Annotated in this window: 15 protein-coding genes, 1 tRNA gene and 1 pseudogene; 3 read left to right on the top strand and 14 right to left on the bottom strand. The window is 67.9% G+C overall.

Translation table 11 applies throughout. The features are described from left to right. Window positions 1–397, top strand: a pseudogene (locus ACYVE9_RS02940) (hypothetical protein); the annotation flags it as partial. 112 nt (window positions 398–509) lie between these two features. Here ACYVE9_RS02940 and tuf read toward each other — a convergent pair. From tuf to ACYVE9_RS02870, 14 genes are all read right to left on the bottom strand, one after another. After that, entirely contained in the window at window positions 510–1,703 is a 1,194-nt protein-coding gene (tuf, locus tag ACYVE9_RS02935) for an elongation factor Tu (protein WP_461026102.1), read from the bottom strand. Between the two features lie 227 nt (window positions 1,704–1,930). After that, window positions 1,931–4,054, bottom strand: a complete 2,124-nt coding sequence (gene fusA, locus ACYVE9_RS02930; RefSeq protein ID WP_461026101.1) for an elongation factor G — start codon at window positions 4,052–4,054, stop codon at window positions 1,931–1,933. Window positions 4,055–4,092: 38 nt separating this feature from the next. Then, a complete protein-coding gene (gene rpsG, locus ACYVE9_RS02925; RefSeq protein ID WP_283990426.1) occupies window positions 4,093–4,563 on the bottom strand; it encodes a 30S ribosomal protein S7 in 471 nt (156 codons plus the stop codon). A 2-nt stretch (window positions 4,564–4,565) separates the two neighbouring features. Beyond that, window positions 4,566–4,937, bottom strand: coding sequence for a 30S ribosomal protein S12 (gene rpsL / locus ACYVE9_RS02920; RefSeq protein ID WP_003948652.1), 372 nt, complete (start codon window positions 4,935–4,937; stop codon window positions 4,566–4,568). Between the two features lie 271 nt (window positions 4,938–5,208). After that, window positions 5,209–5,802, bottom strand: coding sequence for a DUF1707 and DUF4190 domain-containing protein (locus ACYVE9_RS02915; protein WP_461026100.1), 594 nt, complete (start codon window positions 5,800–5,802; stop codon window positions 5,209–5,211). 114 nt (window positions 5,803–5,916) lie between these two features. Beyond that, a complete protein-coding gene (locus ACYVE9_RS02910; protein ID WP_461026104.1) occupies window positions 5,917–9,816 on the bottom strand; it encodes a DNA-directed RNA polymerase subunit beta' in 3,900 nt (1,299 codons plus the stop codon). A gap of 112 nt (window positions 9,817–9,928) precedes the next feature. Beyond that, complete coding sequence (gene rpoB, locus ACYVE9_RS02905) at window positions 9,929–13,411, bottom strand: DNA-directed RNA polymerase subunit beta (RefSeq protein WP_461026099.1); 3,483 nt, start codon at window positions 13,409–13,411, stop codon at window positions 9,929–9,931. A 569-nt stretch (window positions 13,412–13,980) separates the two neighbouring features. Further along, window positions 13,981–14,367: a 50S ribosomal protein L7/L12 gene (gene rplL / locus ACYVE9_RS02900; protein WP_461026098.1), complete on the bottom strand. Its 387-nt coding sequence runs from the start codon at window positions 14,365–14,367 to the stop codon at window positions 13,981–13,983. A 120-nt stretch (window positions 14,368–14,487) separates the two neighbouring features. Beyond that, the gene (gene rplJ, locus ACYVE9_RS02895) at window positions 14,488–15,042 is read right to left on the bottom strand and encodes a 50S ribosomal protein L10 (RefSeq protein ID WP_461026097.1); all 555 of its coding nucleotides are present in this window, start codon (window positions 15,040–15,042) and stop codon (window positions 14,488–14,490) included. Between the two features lie 560 nt (window positions 15,043–15,602). Continuing rightward, window positions 15,603–16,322: a 50S ribosomal protein L1 gene (rplA, locus tag ACYVE9_RS02890; RefSeq protein ID WP_461026096.1), complete on the bottom strand. Its 720-nt coding sequence runs from the start codon at window positions 16,320–16,322 to the stop codon at window positions 15,603–15,605. A gap of 76 nt (window positions 16,323–16,398) precedes the next feature. Further along, window positions 16,399–16,833 carry a 50S ribosomal protein L11 gene (gene rplK / locus ACYVE9_RS02885; protein ID WP_461026095.1) on the bottom strand — a complete coding sequence of 145 codons (435 nt, stop codon included), beginning with the start codon at window positions 16,831–16,833 and terminating at the stop codon, window positions 16,399–16,401. Window positions 16,834–17,095: 262 nt separating this feature from the next. Further along, window positions 17,096–18,010 carry a transcription termination/antitermination protein NusG gene (nusG, locus tag ACYVE9_RS02880; protein WP_461026094.1) on the bottom strand — a complete coding sequence of 305 codons (915 nt, stop codon included), beginning with the start codon at window positions 18,008–18,010 and terminating at the stop codon, window positions 17,096–17,098. A 72-nt stretch (window positions 18,011–18,082) separates the two neighbouring features. Continuing rightward, window positions 18,083–18,352: a preprotein translocase subunit SecE gene (secE, locus tag ACYVE9_RS02875; RefSeq protein ID WP_461026103.1), complete on the bottom strand. Its 270-nt coding sequence runs from the start codon at window positions 18,350–18,352 to the stop codon at window positions 18,083–18,085. 128 nt (window positions 18,353–18,480) lie between these two features. Then, a tRNA-Trp gene (locus ACYVE9_RS02870) sits at window positions 18,481–18,553 on the bottom strand. Between the two features lie 270 nt (window positions 18,554–18,823). Between ACYVE9_RS02870 and ACYVE9_RS02865 the strand changes: the two genes are divergently transcribed. Next, window positions 18,824–20,095 carry a pyridoxal phosphate-dependent aminotransferase gene (locus ACYVE9_RS02865; protein ID WP_461026093.1) on the top strand — a complete coding sequence of 424 codons (1,272 nt, stop codon included), beginning with the start codon at window positions 18,824–18,826 and terminating at the stop codon, window positions 20,093–20,095. A 128-nt stretch (window positions 20,096–20,223) separates the two neighbouring features. Then, window positions 20,224–20,916 (top strand): adenosine deaminase (add, locus tag ACYVE9_RS02860; RefSeq protein ID WP_461026092.1); only part of this gene is annotated, 693 nt, incomplete at its 3' end.

The following is a 20,916-nucleotide window of genomic DNA, read 5'->3' as shown; positions in this document are numbered from 1 at the left end:
GGCGGCCGTCGGCCTGCTGGTCGCCGCCGCCCGGGCCCGCGGGTCGCGCGTCACCGCTGCGGTGCTGGCCCTGGTGCTGGTCGGGCACCTCACGGTGCAACTCGGGGTGGCGCACCGGCACGGGGGCATCCAGGAGCAGGCCCGGGAGGACTGGCGGAAGATCGCCGCCGTGCTGCACGACAACGGCGTGCGCCCGCCCTGTGTGATCACCGGGAACGTCGGAGCCATCCCGCTGGCGCACACCGCGGGCTGCACGGTCGTCGAACCGGGCTCCGACGTCCGCCCCGACGCCCTGGTGATCCGGTACGCCGAGCCCCCGTCCTGGGCCCGGGACTGGTCGCGCCACCCGGTGCCGGACACCTACAACGCCGGCTGGACCGTCGTCGTACGCCCCTGACCCGCCCCACCTTGCCCGTCACACACGAGCAGGGCCCGTACGTCCGCCGGTGAGGCGGTCGTACGGGCCCTGCTCCCGGCCGAGGCCGGTGGGTGCTCCAGGGAGCGTCAGGTCACTTGACGATCTTGGTGACCTGGCCGGCGCCCACGGTCCGGCCACCCTCACGGATGGCGAACTTGAGGCCTTCCTCCATGGCAACCGGCTGGATCAGGCTGACCGACATGGAGGTGTTGTCGCCCGGCATGACCATCTCGGTGCCCTCGGGGAGGGTCACGACGCCGGTCACGTCCGTGGTACGGAAGTAGAACTGCGGGCGGTAGTTGTTGAAGAAGGGGGTGTGACGGCCACCCTCGTCCTTCGACAGGATGTAGGCCTGGGCCTCGAACTCGGTGTGCGGCGTGACCGAACCCGGCTTGATGATGACCTGGCCGCGCTCGACGTCCTCGCGCTTGATGCCGCGAAGCAGCAGACCGACGTTCTCACCGGCCTGACCCTCGTCCAGCAGCTTCCGGAACATCTCGATGCCGGTCACCGTGGTGGTGGTCTTGTCCTGCTTGATGCCGATGATGTCGACGGTCTCGTTGACCTTCAGCACACCACGCTCGATACGACCGGTGACGACGGTGCCGCGACCGGTGATCGTGAAGACGTCCTCGATGGGCATGAGGAACGGCTTCTCGGTGTCGCGCTCCGGCTCGGGGATCGACTCGTCGACAGCCTTCATCAGGTTGAGGACCGACTCGCCCCACTCCTTGTCGCCCTCGAGCGCCTTCAGAGCCGAGACCTTGACGACCGGGAGGTCGTCGCCCGGGAACTCGTACTCCGAGAGAAGCTCACGGACCTCGAGCTCGACGAGCTCCATGATCTCCTCGTCGTCCACCATGTCGGCCTTGTTCAGCGCGACGACGATGTACGGGACGCCGACCTGGCGGGCCAGGAGCACGTGCTCCTTGGTCTGCGGCATCGGGCCGTCGGTGGCGGCGACCACGAGGATGGCGCCGTCCATCTGGGCGGCACCGGTGATCATGTTCTTGATGTAGTCCGCGTGACCCGGGCAGTCGACGTGGGCGTAGTGACGGCTCTCCGTCTGGTACTCGACGTGCGCGATGGAGATGGTGATACCGCGCTGGCGCTCCTCGGGAGCCTTGTCGATCTGGTCGAAGGCCGAGGCCTCGTTGAGGTCGGGGTACGCGTCATGCAGCACCTTGGTGATCGCCGCGGTAAGAGTCGTCTTACCGTGGTCGATGTGACCGATGGTGCCGATGTTGACGTGCGGCTTAGTCCGCTCGAACTTCGCCTTCGCCACTGGGGTCCTCCTGTGGACTGGTGCTGTACGCCCCCCGCTCTTGCGGAAGGTTTTCAGGTGGTCGGTACCGAACCGGCCAGGACCCCTAGGGGGACGCCCTTGACCTGTTCGTATCTGAGGGCTGGCGCCCGGGGCGGCCGGCGACTCCGCGCTCTCGCACGGTGTCGCCGGCGCCCCGTATGCCTTTGCTACAGCCTAAGGGGTGAGATTACGGCGGCGAACCGACGTCACTCGCCCCGGACCTTCGCGATGATCTCCTCGCTGACGCTCCGGGGAACCTCTGCGTAGGAGTCAAACTGCATCGAGTAGCTCGCGCGACCGGAGGTCTTGCTCCGCAGGTCACCGACGTAGCCGAACATCTCCGACAGCGGAACCAGGCCCGTGACGAGCTTGGCGCCGCTGCGCTCCTCCATGGACTGAACCTGTCCACGGCGGGAGTTGATGTCACCGATCACGTCACCCATGTAGTCCTCGGGTGTGGTGACCTCGACCTTCATCATCGGCTCCAGCAGGGCCGGGCTGGCCTTGCGGGCGGCCTCCTTGAAGGCCATCGAGCCGGCGATCTTGAAGGCCATCTCGGAGGAGTCGACGTCGTGGTAGGCACCGTCGAGCAGCGTCACGCGGACACCCGTGAGGGGGTAACCCGCGAGCACGCCGAACTCCATGGCCTCCTGGCAGCCGGCGTCCACCGAGGGGATGTACTCCCGGGGGATGCGGCCACCGGTGACCTTGTTGACGAACTCGTAGCCGTCGCCCTCGAGGGGCTCGACCGCGATCTGCACCTTCGCGAACTGGCCGGAACCACCAGTCTGCTTCTTGTGCGTGTAGTCCAGGCGCTCGACCGGCTTGCGGAGCGTCTCGCGGTAGGCCACCTGCGGCTTACCGACGTTCGCCTCGACCTTGAACTCCCGCTTCATGCGGTCGACCAGGACGTCGAGGTGCAGCTCGCCCATGCCGGAGATGATCGTCTGGCCGGTCTCCTCGTCGGTCTTGACCTGGAAGGACGGGTCCTCCTCGGCCAGCCGCTGGATCGCGATGCCCAGCTTCTCCTGGTCGCCCTTGGACTTCGGCTCGATGGCGACCTCGATCACCGGGGCCGGGAACTCCATGGACTCCAGGATCACCGGGTTCGACGCGTCGCAGAGGGTCTCGCCCGTGGTGGTCTGCTTCAGACCCATGACGGCGACGATGTCGCCGGCGCCCACGGCCTCGATCTCCTCACGCTTGTTCGCGTGCATCCGGTAGATCTTGCCGATCCGCTCCTTCTTGCCCTTCACGGAGTTCAGCACCTGGGTGCCGGTCTCCAGGCGACCGGAGTAGATCCGGACGAAGGTGAGCTTGCCGAGGTGCGGGTCGCTCATGATCTTGAACGCCAGCGCCGACATCGGCTCGGACTCGGACGGGGCCCGCTTGATGACCTCGTCGGGGTCCTTCACGGACTGGCCCTCGACGGACTCGACGTCCAGCGGCGACGGCAGGTAGCGCACGACCGCGTCGAGCAGGGGCTGCACGCCCTTGTTCTTGAACGCGGTACCGCAGAACACCGGGGTGACGGTGATGGTGCCCTCGGCGCCGGTGGAGGCGAGGGTGACGCGGCGGATGGCCGCCATGAGCTGCTCCTCGGTGGGCTCGACGCCCTCGAGGTACAGCTCCATCATCTCCTCGTCGTTCTCCGACACGGCCTCGAGCAGCTTGCCGCGCCACTCGTCGGCGGCCTCGACGTGCGTCTCCGGGATGTCGACGACGTCGTACGCCTCACCGAGCTTGGTGTCGGCGGACCACACCAGCGCCTTCATCTGGACGAGGTCGACCACGCCCTTGAAGTCCATCTCGGTGCCGATCGGCAGCTGCATGACCAGCGGCGTCGCACCGAGGCGGTCGACGATCATGTCGACGCAGCGGTGGAACTCGGCACCGGTACGGTCCAGCTTGTTGACGAAGCAGATCCGCGGCACGCCGTAGCGGTCCGCCTGACGCCACACCGTCTCCGACTGGGGCTCCACACCGGCGACGCCGTCGAACACCGTGACGGCACCGTCGAGCACGCGCAGCGAACGCTCCACCTCGACGGTGAAGTCGACGTGGCCCGGGGTGTCGATGATGTTGATCGTGTGGTCGACGTCGTTCAGCGGCCAGTGGCAGGTCGTCGCGGCCGACGTGATCGTGATGCCGCGCTCCTGCTCCTGCGCCATCCAGTCCATCGTGGCAGCGCCGTCGTGGACCTCACCGATCTTGTAGCTGACGCCCGTGTAGTACAGGATCCGCTCGGTGGTCGTCGTCTTGCCCGCGTCGATGTGGGCCATGATCCCGATGTTGCGGACCCTGGCCAGGTCAAGTGAAGTAGTAGCCATAAGGCTTCGGTCTTCTCTCGGTCTCGATGGGGTAGCGACTACCAGCGGTAGTGCGCGAAGGCCTTGTTGGACTCGGCCATCTTGTGGGTGTCCTCGCGCTTCTTCACGGCGGCACCGAGCCCGTTGGAGGCGTCGAGCAGCTCGTTCATCAGGCGCTCGGTCATGGTCTTCTCGCGGCGGGCCCGCGAGTAGCCCACGAGCCAGCGGAGCGCGAGGGTGGAGGAGCGGCCGGGGCGGACCTCGACCGGCACCTGGTAGGTGGCGCCACCGACACGACGGGAGCGGACCTCGAGGGTCGGCTTCACGTTCTCGAGCGCGCGCTTCAGCGTGATGACCGGGTCGTTGCCCGACTTCTCACGCAGTCCCTCCATGGCGCCGTAGACGATGCGCTCCGCGGTGGAACGCTTGCCGTTGAGCAGCACCTTGTTGATGAGGGAGGTCACCAGAGGAGAACCGTAGACCGGGTCGATGTGGACCGGGCGCTTCGGGGCAGGGCCCTTACGAGGCATTCTTACTTCTCCTTCTTGGCGCCGTAGCGGCTGCGAGCCTGCTTGCGGTTCTTGACGCCCTGCGTGTCGAGGGAGCCCCGAATGATCTTGTAGCGAACACCCGGCAGGTCCTTCACACGGCCGCCGCGCACGAGCACGATCGAGTGCTCCTGCAGGTTGTGGCCCTCACCCGGAATGTAGGCCGTGACCTCGATCCCGCTGGTCAGGCGCACACGTGCGACCTTCCGCAGGGCCGAGTTCGGCTTCTTCGGGGTGGTGGTGAAGACACGCGTGCAGACGCCGCGGCGCTGGGGCGAACCCTCGAGCGCGGGCGTCTTGTTCTTCTCGACCTTGTCCTGCCGGCCCTTGCGGACCAGCTGCTGGATCGTAGGCACAGTTTCTCCGGTTTCTGTGTGCCGTCTCGGTGAAGCTAACCTGGGCCACATGTCCGACCCACGCGGTCGGGTGTGTCGAAAGCTGCACAGTCCCGCTTTGGGTGGGAAATGCAGAATCGGCCTCGCCCGCAAGCTTCTCGCGCTGAACTGGCGCGTGCAGAAGCGCAGGGGATACCCCAGGCACAAGGTCAGAGCGTACCTACCGCATCGGCTGCGGTCAAAAGCGATAGAACACGCACAGGCCCGCCGCCGTTCCGGAACGGCCACCCGCTCAGGTTCCGGCTGCCAGACCCACCATGAAAAGGATCATCAGCACGCCGAACCCGATCGCCAGGTACCCCAGCACCAGACCGGCCACCGCGTAACCGTCACCGCGTTCGCCGGTGCGCCGGATGTCCGCCCGCGCCTTGTGCCCCAGCGCGACGGCCGGGATGGCGGTGAGGCCCCAGGTGAACGGCGTGAGCACCCCGCACACGAGCGCGCCGGTGGCAGAGCTGTTGGTGCCCGGCGGGGGCGGCGGAGGAGCCCAGAAGGTCTGTGGAACCGCCTGGTTGGGGGCCTGCGGCATCGGCACCGGGCCCTGCGGCAGGTCGGCGATCAGCGGGTGCAGTTCACCGTAGGTGCCCGCCTGGTGCAACCGGTGCAGCCGCTGGTCGTACTCGGCCTTGCTGAGCCGGCCCTCGGCGTAACCGGCCTTGAGCACGTCGGCGGCCCGCTCCCGGTCCGCGTCGGACGCCCGCATCACCGGAGTGTTGCCCGGCCCCGGCTGGCCGCCCTGGCCGTACGGGACCGGTGGCCCCGCCTGGCCGCCCTGGCCGTACGGGCCGGGCGGACCGTACTGGCCGCCCTGCCAGTGGAGTGACATCCCCAGCACCTCCCCGCTTAGTGCACGCACGACCGCAGCGTCTCTCATTGTCCCTGACGCACGGCGTGAACGGCAGGTTCCCCGTGCACGGTTGCGTAAAGGCCGCAGGGCGGCTCACTGGTTGTACGGACCGTAGTCGTAGTCCTCCAGCGGGACCGCCTGGCCGGAGCCGGTGCCGAAGGGCGAGTAGTCGATGTCGTCGTAACCGACGGCCGAGTACATCGCGGCCTTGGCCTCCTCGGTCGGCTCGACCCGGATGTTGCGGTAGCGGGACAGACCCGTACCGGCCGGGATGAGCTTACCGATGATGACGTTCTCCTTGAGGCCGATCAGGGAGTCCGACTTGGCGTTGATCGCCGCGTCGGTGAGGACCCTGGTCGTCTCCTGGAAGGACGCCGCCGACAGCCACGACTCGGTGGCCAGCGAGGCCTTGGTGATACCCATCAGCTGCGGACGGCCGGAGGCCGGGTGGCCGCCTTCCGTGACCACACGACGGTTCTCGCCCTCGAACTTCGACCGCTCCACCAGCTCGCCGGGCAGCAGCTCCGCGTCGCCGGACTCGATGATCGTCACGCGGCGCAGCATCTGCCGGATGATGATCTCGATGTGCTTGTCGTGGATCGACACGCCCTGCGAGTTGTAGACCTTCTGCACCTCGCCGACCAGGTGGACCTGGACGGCACGCTGGCCGAGGATGCGCAGCACGTCGTGCGGGTTGACCGCGCCGACCGTGAGCGGCTGGCCGACGGTGACGTGGTCGCCCTCGCCCACCAGCAGGCGCGAGCGCTTGGAGACGGCGTACGGCATCTCCTCGGAGCCGTCGTCGGGAGTGACGACGACCTTGCGCGTCTTCTCGGTCTCGTCGATGCGGACCCGGCCCGCCGCCTCCGAGATCGGGGCCACACCCTTGGGGGTACGGGCCTCGAAGAGCTCGACGACACGCGGCAGACCCTGCGTGATGTCGTCACCGGCCACACCACCGGTGTGGAAGGTGCGCATCGTCAGCTGGGTGCCGGGCTCACCGATCGACTGGGCCGCGATGATGCCGACGGCCTCACCGATGTCGACGAGCTTGCCGGTGGCCAGCGAACGGCCGTAGCACATGGCGCAGGTGCCGACCGCGGACTCGCAGGTGAGGACCGAGCGGGTCTTGACGGTGTCGACACCGTGCCGGACCAGCTCGTCGATGAGCACGTCGCCCAGGTCGGTGCCGGCCGGGGCCAGCACCTTGCCGTCGACGACGATGTCCTCGGCGAGGCAGCGCGCGTACACGCTGGTCTCCGCGTCGTCCGCCTTGCGCAGCACGCCGTCGGCGCCCTTGGCGGCGAACGAGAGCTTGAGGCCGCGTTCGGTGCCGCAGTCCTCCTCGCGGATGATCACGTCCTGCGAGACGTCCACCAGACGACGGGTCAGGTAACCCGAGTCGGCGGTACGCAGCGCGGTGTCCGCGAGGCCCTTACGGGCACCGTGCGTGGAGATGAAGTACTCCAGCACGGACAGACCCTCGCGGAACGACGCCTTGATCGGCCGCGGGATGGTCTCGTTCTTCGCGTTGGACACCAGACCGCGCATACCCGCGATCTGACGCATCTGCATCATGTTTCCGCGAGCACCCGAGTCGACCATCATGAAGATGGGGTTCGTCTTGGGGAAGTTCGCGTTCATCGCGTCGGCGACCTCGTTGGTCGCCTTGGTCCAGATCGCGATGAGCTCCTGCGACCGTTCGTCCTTGGTGATCAGACCACGCTCGTACTGCTTCTGGACCTTCTCGTCCTGGGCCTCGTAGCCGAGGATGATGTCCTTCTTCGCCTCGGGCACGACGACGTCGGAGATGGCGATGGTCACACCGGACCGGGTGGCCCAGAAGTAACCCGCCGACTTGAGGTTGTCCAGCGTCGCGGCGACCGTGACCTTGGGGTACCGCTCGGCCAGGTCGTTGACGATCTGGGAGAGCTGCTTCTTGCCGACCGTGTAGTCGACGAAGGGGTACTCCTCGGGCAGCAGCTCGTTGAAGAGCGCGCGGCCCAAGGTGGTCACCAGCCGGAAGGAGTCACCGGGCTGCCACTCGGACTCGCCCTCCTCCGGCGCCGGCGGCGTCCAGCCCAGCGGGGGCTGGGTGCCGACGGGGAAGCGGATGTCGACCTTCGCCTGGAGGGAAAGCTCCCCCGCGTCGAACGCCATGATCGCTTCCGCGGTGGACGCGAACGAGCGTCCGTCGCCCTTGGTGACCCGCTCAGCCTCGTCGGTGGTGAGGAAGAACAGACCCAGCACCATGTCCTGGGTGGGCATGGTGACCGGGCGGCCGTCCGCCGGCTTGAGGATGTTGTTCGAGGACAGCATCAGGATGCGGGCCTCGGCCTGCGCCTCCGCGGAGAGCGGCAGGTGCACGGCCATCTGGTCACCGTCGAAGTCCGCGTTGAACGCGGTGCAGACGAGCGGGTGGATCTGGATGGCCTTGCCCTCGACCAGCTGCGGCTCGAAGGCCTGGATGCCGAGGCGGTGCAGGGTCGGTGCGCGGTTCAGCAGCACCGGGTGCTCGGCGATGACCTCTTCGAGGACGTCGTAGACCACGGTGCGCTGGCGCTCGACCATGCGCTTGGCCGACTTGATGTTCTGCGCGTGGTTGAGGTCCACCAGGCGCTTCATCACGAACGGCTTGAACAGCTCCAGCGCCATCGCCTTCGGCAGACCGCACTGGTGCAGCTTGAGCTGCGGGCCGACGACGATGACCGAACGGGCCGAGTAGTCGACGCGCTTGCCGAGCAGGTTCTGCCGGAACCGGCCCTGCTTGCCCTTGAGCATGTCGCTCAGGGACTTCAGCGGACGGTTGCCGGGACCGGTGACCGGGCGACCGCGACGGCCGTTGTCGAACAGCGCGTCGACGGCCTCCTGGAGCATCCGCTTCTCGTTGTTCACGATGATCTCGGGCGCACCGAGGTCGAGCAGACGCTTCAGCCGGTTGTTCCGGTTGATGACACGGCGGTACAGGTCGTTCAGGTCGGAGGTCGCGAAGCGGCCACCGTCCAGCTGCACCATCGGACGCAGGTCCGGCGGGATCACCGGCACGCAGTCCAGCACCATGCCCTTGGGGCTGTTGCGGGTCTGCAGGAACGCGGAGACGACCTTGAGGCGCTTGAGCGCGCGGGTCTTCTTCTGCCCCTTGCCGGTGCGGATGATCTCGCGGAGCTTCTCGGCCTCCTCGTCGAGGTCGAAGGTCTCCAGGCGCTTCTGCAGCGCCGCGGCACCCATCGAACCGTCGAAGTAGGTGCCGAAGCGGTCGCGCAGCTCGCGGTAGAGCAGCTCGTCGCCCTCGAGGTCCTGGACCTTGAGGCTCTTGAACCGGTTCCAGACCTCGTCGAGACGGTCGATCTCGCGCTGGGCGCGGTCCCGGAGCTGCTTCATCTCGCGCTCGGCGCCCTCGCGCACCTTGCGGCGCACGTCCGCCTTGGCGCCCTCGGCCTCCAGCTCGGCGAGGTCGGACTCCTGCTTCTTCGCGCGGTTCTCCAGGTCGGAGTCACGACGCTGCTCGATCTGCTGGCGCTCGACGGAGACGTGGGCCTCCAGCGAGGGCAGGTCGCGCGTGCGGCGCTCCTCGTCCACGAAGGTGATCATGTACGCGGCGAAGTAGATGACCTTCTCGAGGTCCTTCGGGGCGAGGTCGAGCAGGTAGCCCAGCCGCGACGGAACGCCCTTGAAGTACCAGATGTGGGTGACGGGGGCGGCAAGTTCGATGTGCCCCATCCGCTCGCGGCGCACCTTGGCGCGGGTCACCTCGACGCCGCAGCGCTCACAGATGATGCCCTTGAAGCGGACGCGCTTGTACTTGCCGCAGTAGCACTCCCAGTCCCGGGTCGGACCGAAGATCTTCTCGCAGAAGAGTCCGTCCTTCTCGGGCTTGAGGGTGCGGTAGTTGATGGTCTCCGGCTTCTTGACCTCGCCGTGCGACCACTGACGAATATCGTCAGCGGTGGCAAGGCCGATCCGCAGCTCGTCGAAGAAGTTGACGTCGAGCACTCTCGTCAATCCCTCTCAGGGTCGTGTCAATCAATGGTCTGAACGGGGGTCCGGGGAGAGCCGGGGGACGTCCGCACCTCCTGCGAGGTGCGGTTGTCCCCCGGCCAGCCCGTCAGACCTCTTCGACGCTGCTCGGCTCGCGCCTGGACAGGTCGATTCCGAGCTCTTCCGCGGCGCGGAAGACGTCCTCATCGGTGTCACGCATCTCGATGGACATGCCGTCCGAGGACAGCACCTCCACGTTGAGGCAGAGCGACTGCATCTCCTTGATGAGCACCTTGAAGGACTCGGGGATGCCGGGCTCGGGAATGTTCTCGCCCTTGACGATGGCCTCGTAGACCTTCACGCGGCCGGTGACGTCGTCGGACTTGATGGTCAGCAGCTCCTGGAGGGCGTAGGCGGCGCCGTACGCCTCGAGTGCCCACACCTCCATCTCACCGAATCGCTGGCCACCGAACTGGGCCTTACCACCCAGCGGCTGCTGGGTGATCATGCTGTACGGCCCGGTCGAACGGGCGTGGAGCTTGTCGTCGACCAGGTGGTGCAGCTTCAGGATGTACATGAAGCCGACCGAGACCGGCTCCGGGAACGGCTCGCCGGAGCGGCCGTCGAACAGGTTCGCCTTGCCGGACGGCTGGACCAGGCGGTCACCGTCGCGGTTGGGGAGCGTGTGGCCGAACAGGCCGGCCAGCTCGTCCTCGCGGGCGCCGTCGAACACCGGGGTGGCGACGTTGGTACCGGGCTGGACCTCGTCCGCGCCGATCGCCTTGAGGCGCTCCATCCACTCCTCGTTGCCCTCGACCTTCCAGCCGCGGGACGCGAGCCAGCCCAGGTGGATCTCCAGGACCTGGCCCGGGTTCATCCGGGAGGGGACACCGAGCGGGTTGAGGATGATGTCGACCGGGGTGCCGTCCTCCAGGAACGGCATGTCCTCGACCGGCAGGATCTTCGAGATGACGCCCTTGTTGCCGTGCCGGCCGGCGAGCTTGTCACCGTCGGTGATCTTGCGCTTCTGGGCGACGTAGACGCGGACCAGCTGGTTCACGCCGGGGGGGAGCTCGTCGCCCTCCTCGCGGTCGAAGACGCGCACGCCGATGACCTTGCCGGTCTCGCCGTGCGGCACCTTCAGCGAGGTGTCGCGGACCTCACGGGCCTTCTCGCCGAAGATCGCCCGCAGCAGGCGCTCCTCCGGCGTCAGCTCGGTCTCGCCCTTGGGCGTGACCTTGCCGACCAGGATGTCCCCGGCCTCGACCTCGGCACCGATCCGGATGATGCCGCGCTCGTCGAGGTCGGCGAGGACCTCCTCGGAGACGTTCGGGATGTCCCGGGTGATCTCCTCGGGGCCCAGCTTGGTGTCCCGGGCGTCGACCTCGTGCTCCTCGATGTGGATCGAGGAGAGCACGTCGTCCTGTACGAGGCGCTGCGACAGGATGATCGCGTCCTCGTAGTTGTAGCCCTCCCACGGCATGAAGGCCACCAGCAGGTTCTTGCCGAGGGCCATCTCACCTTCTTCGGTGGAGGGGCCGTCGGCGAGGACCTGGCCCTCGATGACGCGGGCGCCCTCGTCGACGATGACCTTCTGGTTGAAGGAGGTGCCCTGGTTTGAGCGGTAGAACTTGGCGATCCGGTACGTGGTGTACGTGCCGTCGTCGTTGGCGACCGTGACGTAGTCCGCGGAGACCTCCTGGACCACACCGTCCTTCTCGGCCTTGATGACGTCGCCGGCGTCGACCGCGCAGCGGTACTCCATGCCGGTGCCGACGAGCGGGGCCTCCGCCTTCAGCAGCGGCACCGCCTGCCGCATCATGTTGGAGCCCATGAGCGCGCGGTTGGCGTCGTCGTGCTCGAGGAAGGGGATCATGGCCGTCGCGACCGACACCATCTGGCGCGGCGAGACGTCCATGTAGTCGACCTCGGTGCCCGGGATGTAGTCGATCTCGCCGCCGCGGCGGCGGACCAGTACCCGGTTCTCGGCGAAGGTCATGTCCTCGGCGAGCGGGGCGTTGGCCTGCGCGATGACGAAGCGGTCCTCTTCGTCGGCGGTCAGGTAGTGCGCCTCGTCCGTGACGACACCGTCGACGACCCGGCGGTACGGGGTCTCCACGAAGCCGAAGGCGTTGACCCGGCCGTAGGAGGCGAGCGAGCCGATCAGACCGATGTTCGGTCCTTCCGGCGTCTCGATCGGGCACATCCGGCCGTAGTGCGAGGGGTGCACGTCACGGACCTCGAAGCCGGCCCGCTCACGGCTCAGACCACCGGGGCCCAGCGCGGACAGACGGCGCTTGTGGGTCAGGCCCGACAGCGGGTTCGTCTGGTCCATGAACTGGGACAGCTGGCTGGTGCCGAAGAACTCCTTGATGGAGGCGACGACCGGCCGGATGTTGATCAGTGTCTGCGGCGTGATCGCCTCGACGTCCTGCGTCGTCATCCGCTCGCGGACGACGCGCTCCATCCGGGCCAGACCCGTACGGACCTGGTTCTGGATGAGCTCGCCGACGTTGCGCAGACGGCGGTTGCCGAAGTGGTCGATGTCGTCGGTCTCGACGACGATCTCGTCACCCTCGGCGCTGAGCGTCTCGGTCTCGCCGGCGTGCAGCTTCACCAGGTACTTGATCGTGGCGATGATGTCGGCGTTGGTGAGCACGCCGGAGTTCAGCGGCTCGTCACCGCCGAGCTTCTTGTTGATCTTGTACCGGCCGACCTTGGCGAGGTCGTAGCGCTTCGGGTTGAAGTACAGGTTCTCCAACAGCGTCTGCGCGGCCTCCTTGGTCGGCGGCTCGCCCGGACGCAGCTTGCGGTAGATGTCCAGCAGCGCGTCGTCCTGGCCCTGGGTGTGGTCCTTCTCCAGGGTGGCGCGCATGGACTCGTACTGGCCGAACTCCTCGAGGATCTGCTCGGTCGTCCAACCGAGAGCCTTGAGCAGCACGGTCACGGACTGCTTGCGCTTGCGGTCGACGCGGACGCCGACCATGTCGCGCTTGTCGATCTCCATCTCCAGCCAGGCACCCCGGGACGGGATGATCTTGGCGGAGAAGATGTCCTTGTCGGACGTCTTGTCGATGGAGCTGTCGAAGTAGACACCCGGTGAGCGGACCAGCTGCGAGACGACGACACGCTCGGTGCCGTTGATGCAGAAGGTGCCCTTGTTCGTCATGAGCGGGAAGTCGCCCATGAACACGGTCTGGGACTTGATCTCACCGGTTTCGTTGTTGGTGAACTCCGCGGTGACGAAGAGCGGAGCGGCGTACGTGAAGTCGCGCTCCTTGCACTCGTCGATGGAGTTCTTCGGCGGCTCGAAACGGTGGTCGCGGAAGGTCAGGGACATCGACCCGGAGAAGTCCTCGATCGGGGAGATCTCCTCGAAGATCTCCTCCAGACCGGACTTGGTGGGGACGTCCTGTCCGCTGTCCAGCGCAGCCTCGACGCGGCTCTTCCATGCCTCGTTGCCGAGCAGCCAGTCAAAGCTCTCGGTTTGGAGCGCAAGGAGGTTGGGAACCCCGAGGGGCTCCTTGATCTTTGCAAAAGAGATACGCAGCGGGGCGGTGCTGGCGCCGTTGTTCGAATTGACGGTCGAGGCGTTGCGCGAGGCGGCCAAGAGGGGGTCCTTCCGAGGGCTCGGACTCACTACGCGCATACCGGTGCCCCCGGGTGACGGCAGGGGCAACTAACAGGCAGCGCAAAGAGTCAGTGTAGCCACAAGCCACACTGATGTCCAGAACGGAATTCCGGAGATCGGCGCAGGGCCTCTCTCTCCCTCCGGGAGGGGTCTCCCCCTCGTTGTTGTCAGCTGCTCTTCCATCCCTCGGCGGGTCGTCCCTCGGCGTCTGCCGCAAAGACTTCCCACATCGCCGACGATCCATGCCTTGGACCCCGAACCGATGTGACGCGGAACGCGGCGAAGCGTTCCGAGAATTGCGCGCCGCGTGCCGTTCGTCAAGGCCCCCACCCCGTGGCGATCTCCACGGGACACCGGCGTGGAGGCGGCGGTGATCACCCTACCCGCGATGCCCGAGCACGCAAGGAAGGCTCCCGGGGACGCCGAAGGGCGACCACCCGAACGGGTGATCGCCCTATGGCGCGTGCCGTCACCGCAAGGGTGAAGGCCCGGAAGAGACGCTGCGCGGGGCAGCAGGCCGACCTCCTTTGACGGAGGTCAGCCGTGGATCACTTGACCTCGACGGAGGCGCCGGCAGCCGCGAGCGACTCCTTGGCCTTCTCCGCGGCCTCCTTGGTGACCTTCTCCAGAACCGGCTTCGGGGTGCCGTCGACCAGGTCCTTGGCTTCCTTCAGACCCAGCGAGGTCAGCTCACGCACGACCTTGATGACCTGGATCTTCTTCTCGCCCGCACCGTTGAAGATGACGTCGAACTCGTCCCGCTCCTCCTCGGCGGCGGCGGCGCCGCCCTGGCCCGGGGCAGCGGCGACGACGGCGGTCGGCGCGGCAGCCTCGACGTCGAACTTGTCCTCGAACGCCTTCACGAACTCGGAGAGCTCGATGAGGGTCATCTCCTCGAACTGCGAGAGCAGCTCGTCCTGGGTGAGCTTCGCCATGGTGGCGGTCCTTCCACTAAATCGGCTGATGCCGGATGTCCTGCGTATGGGGAGGCGGGCGTGTGCCTTGCGGCGTACTTCGTCACGGACCCGCTGCGACTGCTGTGGAGCCGGGAACGGCTATTCGGCAGCCTCGGCGGGAGCCGGCGAACCGGCACCGCCCTGCTCGACCTTGTCGCGAAGGGCGTCCGCGGTGCGGACGAACTTCGTGAGCGGGGCCTGGAAGGTGGCGGCGGCCTTGGCCATCGACGCCTTCATGCCACCGGCCAGCTTGGCGAGCAGCACCTCGCGGGACTCGAGGTCCGCAAGCTTCTTGATCTCGTCGGCGGACAGCGCCTTACCGTCGAGGACACCGCCCTTGATGACGAGAGCGGGGTTGTTCTTGGCGAAGTCACGAAGACCCTTTGCCGCCTCGACCGGGTCACCGGTCACGAAGGCGACTGCCGTCGAGCCCGTGAGGAACTCGTCGAGCGTGGTGACCCCGGCCTCCTGGGCCGCGATCTTGGTCAGCGTGTTCTTCACCACACGGTACTGAGCGTGGTCACCGAGCGAGCGGCGCAGATCTTTCAGCTGCGCCACGGAAAGTCCGGTGTACGCGGTGACCACAGCGGCGTGGGAGTTGCGGAACTTGTCCGTCATCTCCTCAACGGCTGCGACCTTGTCGGGCGTCGCCATGAGCCTCGGCCTCCTTCCGGGTGATGGTCCTTAGACCGGTCTCGCGACCGATCACTTCCTCGACCGCCTGCCGGCCCCGCGAGGGGCCTTCGACGGCTGAGCACGCGCCGGACCGCCCGTACGGGCACGCAAGGAGAGGAGCTGCACACGACGAACGCCCCGGTGCAGGCACACGGGGCGTTACTCGACCGCACAGGCTTACGCCCCAGCGGGAGTGATGACCTCATACACCTGCACGGGCCGTCCGCCAATAAAGCGGATCCTTCGGCCACCGTGAACCGATAGGGCACACGGCAACGACCAGCGGTCTTTGGCTACCGGCACACCATATGCGCACGGCCCAGGCAGAGGCAAATCGCTCCGGAGGGGGACTCTCCGGTCGGCCGGGGGACGGCCCTCGTCGCCGCTCTCCGGCCTCGATGGCCGCGTCGTGGCCTTGGCCCCGCACGGGAGCGGCAGGGAAGCCCGTGCGGCGGCCCCGGAAACGGCGTGAGGAGGGCCCCGCCACCTCACCCGGTGACGGGACCCTCCTCACATGTGACTCAGCCGGGGGCCGACCGTCAGACAGCCGCCTCGTCCTCGACGAGGAGGTTGCGGGTGCGGTTGCCGTCCAGCGGAATGCCGGGGCCCATCGTGGTGGCGATGGACGCCTTCTTGATGTACCGGCCCTTCGCCGCGGACGGCTTCAGACGCAGGATCTCGTCCAGGGCGGCCGCGTAGTTCTCCACCAGCTGCTTCTCCTCGAACGAGGCCTTGCCGATGATGAAGTGCAGGTTCGCGTGCTTGTCGACACGGAACTCGATCTTGCCGCCCTTGATCTCCGTGACGGCCTTCGCCACGTCGGGGGTGACGGTGCCGGTCTTCGGGTTCGGCATCAGACCACGCGGACCGAGCACGCGGCCGAGACGACCGACCTTGCCCATCAGGTCCGGGGTGGCGACGACGGCGTCGAAGTCCAGGCGGCCCTTGCTGACCTCGTCGATCAGTTCGTCGGCGCCGACGATGTCGGCGCCCGCGGCCTCCGCGGCGGCTGCACGGTCACCGGTCGCGAAGACCAGGACCCGGGCGGTCTTGCCGGTGCCGTGCGGAAGGTTCACGGTGCCGCGGACCATCTGGTCGGCCTTGCGCGGGTCGACACCCAGACGCATGGCGACCTCGACGGTCGAGTCGAACTTGGACGTGGCGGTGTCCTTCGCGAGGCGGACGGCCTCGAGCGGGGCGTAGAGGCGCTCCCGGTCGATCTTGGCATCCGCGGCGCGGAACGTCTTGCTGCGCTTCACTGCTGCTCCTGGGTTCAAAGACGGAGTCGTGGTGCGGGCCGCGCCGGCCCTCCCACGGTGGGATGCGAGGTGACTCTCAGCCCTCGACCGTGACGCCCATGGAACGGGCGGTGCCGGCGATGATCTTCTCGGCGGCGTCCAGGTCGTTGGCGTTCAGGTCGGGCATCTTGTTGGTGGCGATCTCACGCACCTGCTCACGCGTGATCTTCGCGACCTTCTTGACGTGCGGCTCGCCGGAGCCCTTCTCGACGCCTGCGGCCTTGAGGATCATCTTCGCGGCCGGCGGGGTCTTGGTGATGAAGGTGAAGGAGCGGTCCTCGTAGACCGTGATCTCCACCGGCACGACCCAGCCACGCTGCGACTCGGTCGCGGCGTTGTAGGCCTTGCAGAACTCCATGATGTTGACACCGTGCTGGCCCAGCGCAGGGCCGACCGGCGGAGCCGGGTTGGCCGCGCCGGCCTGGATCTGGAGCTTGATGAGCCCCGTGACCTTCTTCTTCTTGGGAGGCATGCTCTCTCCGGGTCTTGAGTGAGAGGATTCAGCCGAGCCATCCGTCATCCGGATGGAGGCATACCGCACCACGATAGCCGGTAGTGGGCCGAGGTCTGAAACCGGCAGGTCAGATACCGCGCGGCCTGCTCCGCAGCAGCGCCCGCGGAGTCGCGGGGAACGCGGACGCCGGCCCTGGCGGGGGCACGCGGGGGAACGACGGAAGAGGCCCCCCACTCCGCGGCGGCGCGGAGTGGGGGGCCTCAGAGTTCCGAGGGGTGCGTCAGTTCTTCTGGATCTGGTCGAAGCTGAGCTCGACCGGGGTCTCGCGGCCGAAGATCTCCACCAGGCCCTTGACCTTCTTGGAGTCGGCGTTGATCTCGTTGATGGTCGCCTGGAGCGTCGCGAACGGGCCGTCGGTGACGGTGACCGAGTCGCCGACCTCGAAGTCCAGGACCTGCACCTCGAGCTTACGGCTCGGCGCGGGACGGCCCTCGGCCTCGGCGGCAGCCGCGGCGGCCTTCTCCTCGGCCTCCGGGGCGAGCATCTTGACGACCTCGTCCAGGGTCAGCGGGTACGGGTCGTAGGCGTTGCCGACGAAGCCGGTGACGCCGGGGGTGTTGCGGACGACACCCCAGGACTCGTTGGTGAGGTCCATCCGGACCAGGACGTAGCTCGGCAGCTTGTTCTGGCGGACGGTGCGGCGGTCGCCGTTCTTGATCTGGACGACCTCTTCCTGCGGCACCTCGGCCTGGAAGATGTAGTCCTCGACGTTGAGGGAGACGGCGCGCTGCTCGAGGTTCGTCTTCACGCGGTTCTCGTAACCCGCGTAGGTGTGGATGACGTACCACTCACCGGGAAGCGTGCGCAGTTCCTCGCGGAGCGCCACCACCGGGTCGACCGGCTCGGGCTCGGCGGCCTCTTCGTCCGCGCCCTCGGCGTCCTCACCCGTGGCTTCCGCGGCCTCCGACCCGGTGTCCTCACCGCTGAGGGCTTCGGCGGCCACGTCGGACTCGGCGGCGGCCCGTCCCTCGGACTCGTCCTCGACATGCACGGCTGCGGACTCGGCGGACTCGCCGGCCGCTGCATCGGCAGCTTCGGCCTGGTCGACGCTGCCGTCTGCCGCCTCGACGATGTCGCGCGCAGTGTCGTCGCCTTCGGCGGACTCGACGGCGTCGTTCAGGTTCGGGTCAGACACGTGGCTGCTTCTTCCTGGCTCTTGGGGTCGAACACACGGAAAAGCGCCGCTGGGGCGCCTCCGCGGGGCGGATCAGCCGAAGACGAACGTGACGGCTTCCGAGAATCCATAGTCAATCACGAACACCAGGCCGATGATGATGAGCACGAAGATGATCACCACGGTGGTGTATGTCGCGAGCTGGTGTCGGGTGGGCCAGACGACCTTGCGGAGCTCCGCGACGATCTGGCGGTAGAAGAGGCCCAGCCGGGCCAGCGGGCCCTTCTTGCCCCGCCTGCCACCGCGCCGCTTGTTGTCGTCCGACGACCGACCGGGCTCGGGGACCTCGGCAGTGTCCGTGATCTCCGCCACTCGTCCTCACCTGATCCGGAGTCGTGAAAAGCACCGCCGTGCAGCGTCCGATCCTGCCTTACGGCGGTGCAATTCAGTACGTACGCCTGCACGCACCGTCTCTGGTGAAGATGCGTGAGCAGGGCCGGAGGGACTTGAACCCCCAACCGCTGGTTTTGGAGACCAGTGCTCTACCAATTGAGCTACGACCCTTTGTGGTTACTCCAACCTACCGCATCCGGACGGCTGCACGGAGTGCGCGCCTGATGACGGCCGGCGGAGGCCGACGACGCTTGAGTGTACGTGCTCGGCGGCCGGTCGTCGAACACCCAACCCCTCCGGCGGCTCCCCCGCCCTCCGCGAAGCCCCCGGCCAGACGCCTGCGACCGCCACGCCGGGCACCCTTCCGGCCGGGCGGCCGGGCACGGCTCCCCCCGGTGGGACCCCGTGCCGCGCCTCGGCGGAGTCTGCAACGATGCCGGTATGAGCGCTGCAACTCCTCCCGCACAGTCCCCGTCCACCCCGACCCCCGCCGAGGGCTCCGCGCCGACCGCGCGCCGGGTGTCGGCCCGCGTCGGCTCGATCGCCGAGTCCGCCACGCTGGCCGTCGACGCCAAGGCGAAGGCGCTGAAGGCGGCCGGCCGGCCGGTGATCGGCTTCGGCGCGGGCGAGCCGGACTTCCCCACGCCGGACTACATCGTCGAAGCCGCGGTGGAGGCGTGCCGGAACCCGAAGTTCCACCGCTACACCCCGGCCGGCGGGCTGCCCGAGCTGAAGCAGGCCATCGTCGACAAGACCCTGCGCGACTCCGGCTACCAGGTCGAGCCGGCCAACGTGCTGGTCACCAACGGCGGCAAGCAGGCCATCTACGAGGCCTTCGCCGCGATCCTCGATCCGGGCGACGAGGTCATCGTGCCGGCGCCCTACTGGACGACCTACCCCGAGTCGATCCGGCTGGCCGGCGGTGTCCCGGTGGACGTCGTCGCCGACGAGACCACCGGCTACCGGGTCTCGGTCGAGCAGCTGGAGGCCGCGCGCACCGAGCGCACCAAGGTCCTGGTCTTCGTGTCGCCGTCCAACCCCACCGGCGCGGTGTACACCCGCGAGCAGATCGAGGCCGTCGGCCGCTGGGCCGCCGAGCACGGCCTGTGGGTGCTGACCGACGAGATCTACGAGCACCTCGTCTACGGCGACGCCGCGTTCCACTCGCTGCCGGTCGTGGTGCCCGAGCTGGCCGACCGGTGCGTGGTCGTCAACGGCGTCGCCAAGACGTACGCCATGACGGGCTGGCGCGTCGGGTGGATCGTCGGCCCGAAGGACGTCGTCAAGGCCGCGACCAACCTCCAGTCGCACGCCACCTCCAACGTCAGCAACGTCGCCCAGGCCGCCGCGCTGGCCGCGGTCTCCGGTGACCTCGACGCGGTCGCGACGATGCGTGCGGCCTTCGACCGGCGGCGGCGGACCATCGTGCGCATGCTGAACGAGATCGAGGGTGTCGAGTGCCCCGAGCCGGAGGGCGCGTTCTACGCGTACCCGTCGGTGAAGGCGCTGCTCGGCAAGGAGATCCGGGGCCGCCGCCCGGCCAGCTCGGTGGAGCTGGCCGAGCTGGTCCTGGAGGAGGCCGAGGTCGCGGTGGTGCCCGGTGAGGCGTTCGGCACGCCCGGCTACCTGCGGCTGTCCTACGCGCTCGGCGACGAGGACCTGGCCGAGGGCGTCTCCCGGCTCCAGAAGCTGCTGGCCGAGGCCCGCGACTGAGGCGGAACCGCGTACGGCACGGATGGGCGTCCGGAGTGCTCCGGGCGCCCATCCGCCTGTTCGGGCGGGTGCTCTTTCGTGGAAAGCCGCTTGAGGTTTGGGAAAAGCGGCTTCCGGGCGGCTGCCGGATGCGGCAGGATCTTGGGATGGAGAGTGTTCGTCCCCCCGGCAGTAACGAGCGTGACGTCCGGCTGCTGCCGAAAGCCCATCTGCACCTGCACTTCACCGGTTCGATGCGCTCCGGCACGCTGCTGGAGCTGGCCGACCGGTACGGCGTCCACCTGCCGGAGGCGCTCGCCAGTGGCGAGCCGCCGAAGCTGCGCGCGACGGACGAACGCGGCTGGTTCCGCTTCCAGCGCCTGTACGACATCGCCCGGTCCTGCCTGCGCAGCCCCGAGGACATCCAGCGGCTGGTGCGGGAGGCCGCCGAGGAGGACGTCCGCGACGGTTCGCGGTGGCTGGAGATCCAGGTCGACCCGACGTCCTACGCGCCGCGCCTGGGCGGGCTGATCCCCACCCTGGAGATCATTCTCGACGCGGTGGACCGCGCGTCGCGGGACACCGGGTTGCACATCCGGGTCCTGGTCGCGGCGAACCGGATGAAGCACCCGCTGGACGCCCGCACGCTGGCCCGGCTCGCGGTCCGCTTCCGGGACCGCGGCGTGGTCGGGTTCGGGCTCTCCAACGACGAGCGACGCGGCTTCGCACGGGACTTCGACCGGGCGTTCGCCATCGCCCGGGAGGGCGGCCTGCTGGCCGCGCCGCACGGCGGCGAGCTGGCCGGCCCGTTCAGCGTGCGGGACTGCCTGGACGACCTGCGG

It is taken from the genome of Streptomyces sparsus (assembly GCF_054776295.1).
The sequence above is the reverse complement of the archived record's forward strand: the minus strand, read 5'-3'. Positions and strand labels throughout refer to the sequence as shown.

Coding starts and splice junctions, on each gene's coding strand:
- ACYVE9_RS02915 (WP_461026100.1), bottom strand. CDS start 5,802: ATGTCACTCCACTGGCAGGGCGGCCAGTACGGTCCGCCCGGCCCGTAC.
- rplK (WP_461026095.1), bottom strand. CDS start 16,833: ATGCCTCCCAAGAAGAAGAAGGTCACGGGGCTCATCAAGCTCCAGATC.
- rplJ (WP_461026097.1), bottom strand. CDS start 15,042: ATGGCGACGCCCGACAAGGTCGCAGCCGTTGAGGAGATGACGGACAAG.
- fusA (WP_461026101.1), bottom strand. CDS start 4,054: ATGGCTACTACTTCACTTGACCTGGCCAGGGTCCGCAACATCGGGATC.
- rplL (WP_461026098.1), bottom strand. CDS start 14,367: ATGGCGAAGCTCACCCAGGACGAGCTGCTCTCGCAGTTCGAGGAGATG.
- ACYVE9_RS02865 (WP_461026093.1), top strand. CDS start 18,824: ATGAGCGCTGCAACTCCTCCCGCACAGTCCCCGTCCACCCCGACCCCC.
- rpsG (WP_283990426.1), bottom strand. CDS start 4,563: ATGCCTCGTAAGGGCCCTGCCCCGAAGCGCCCGGTCCACATCGACCCG.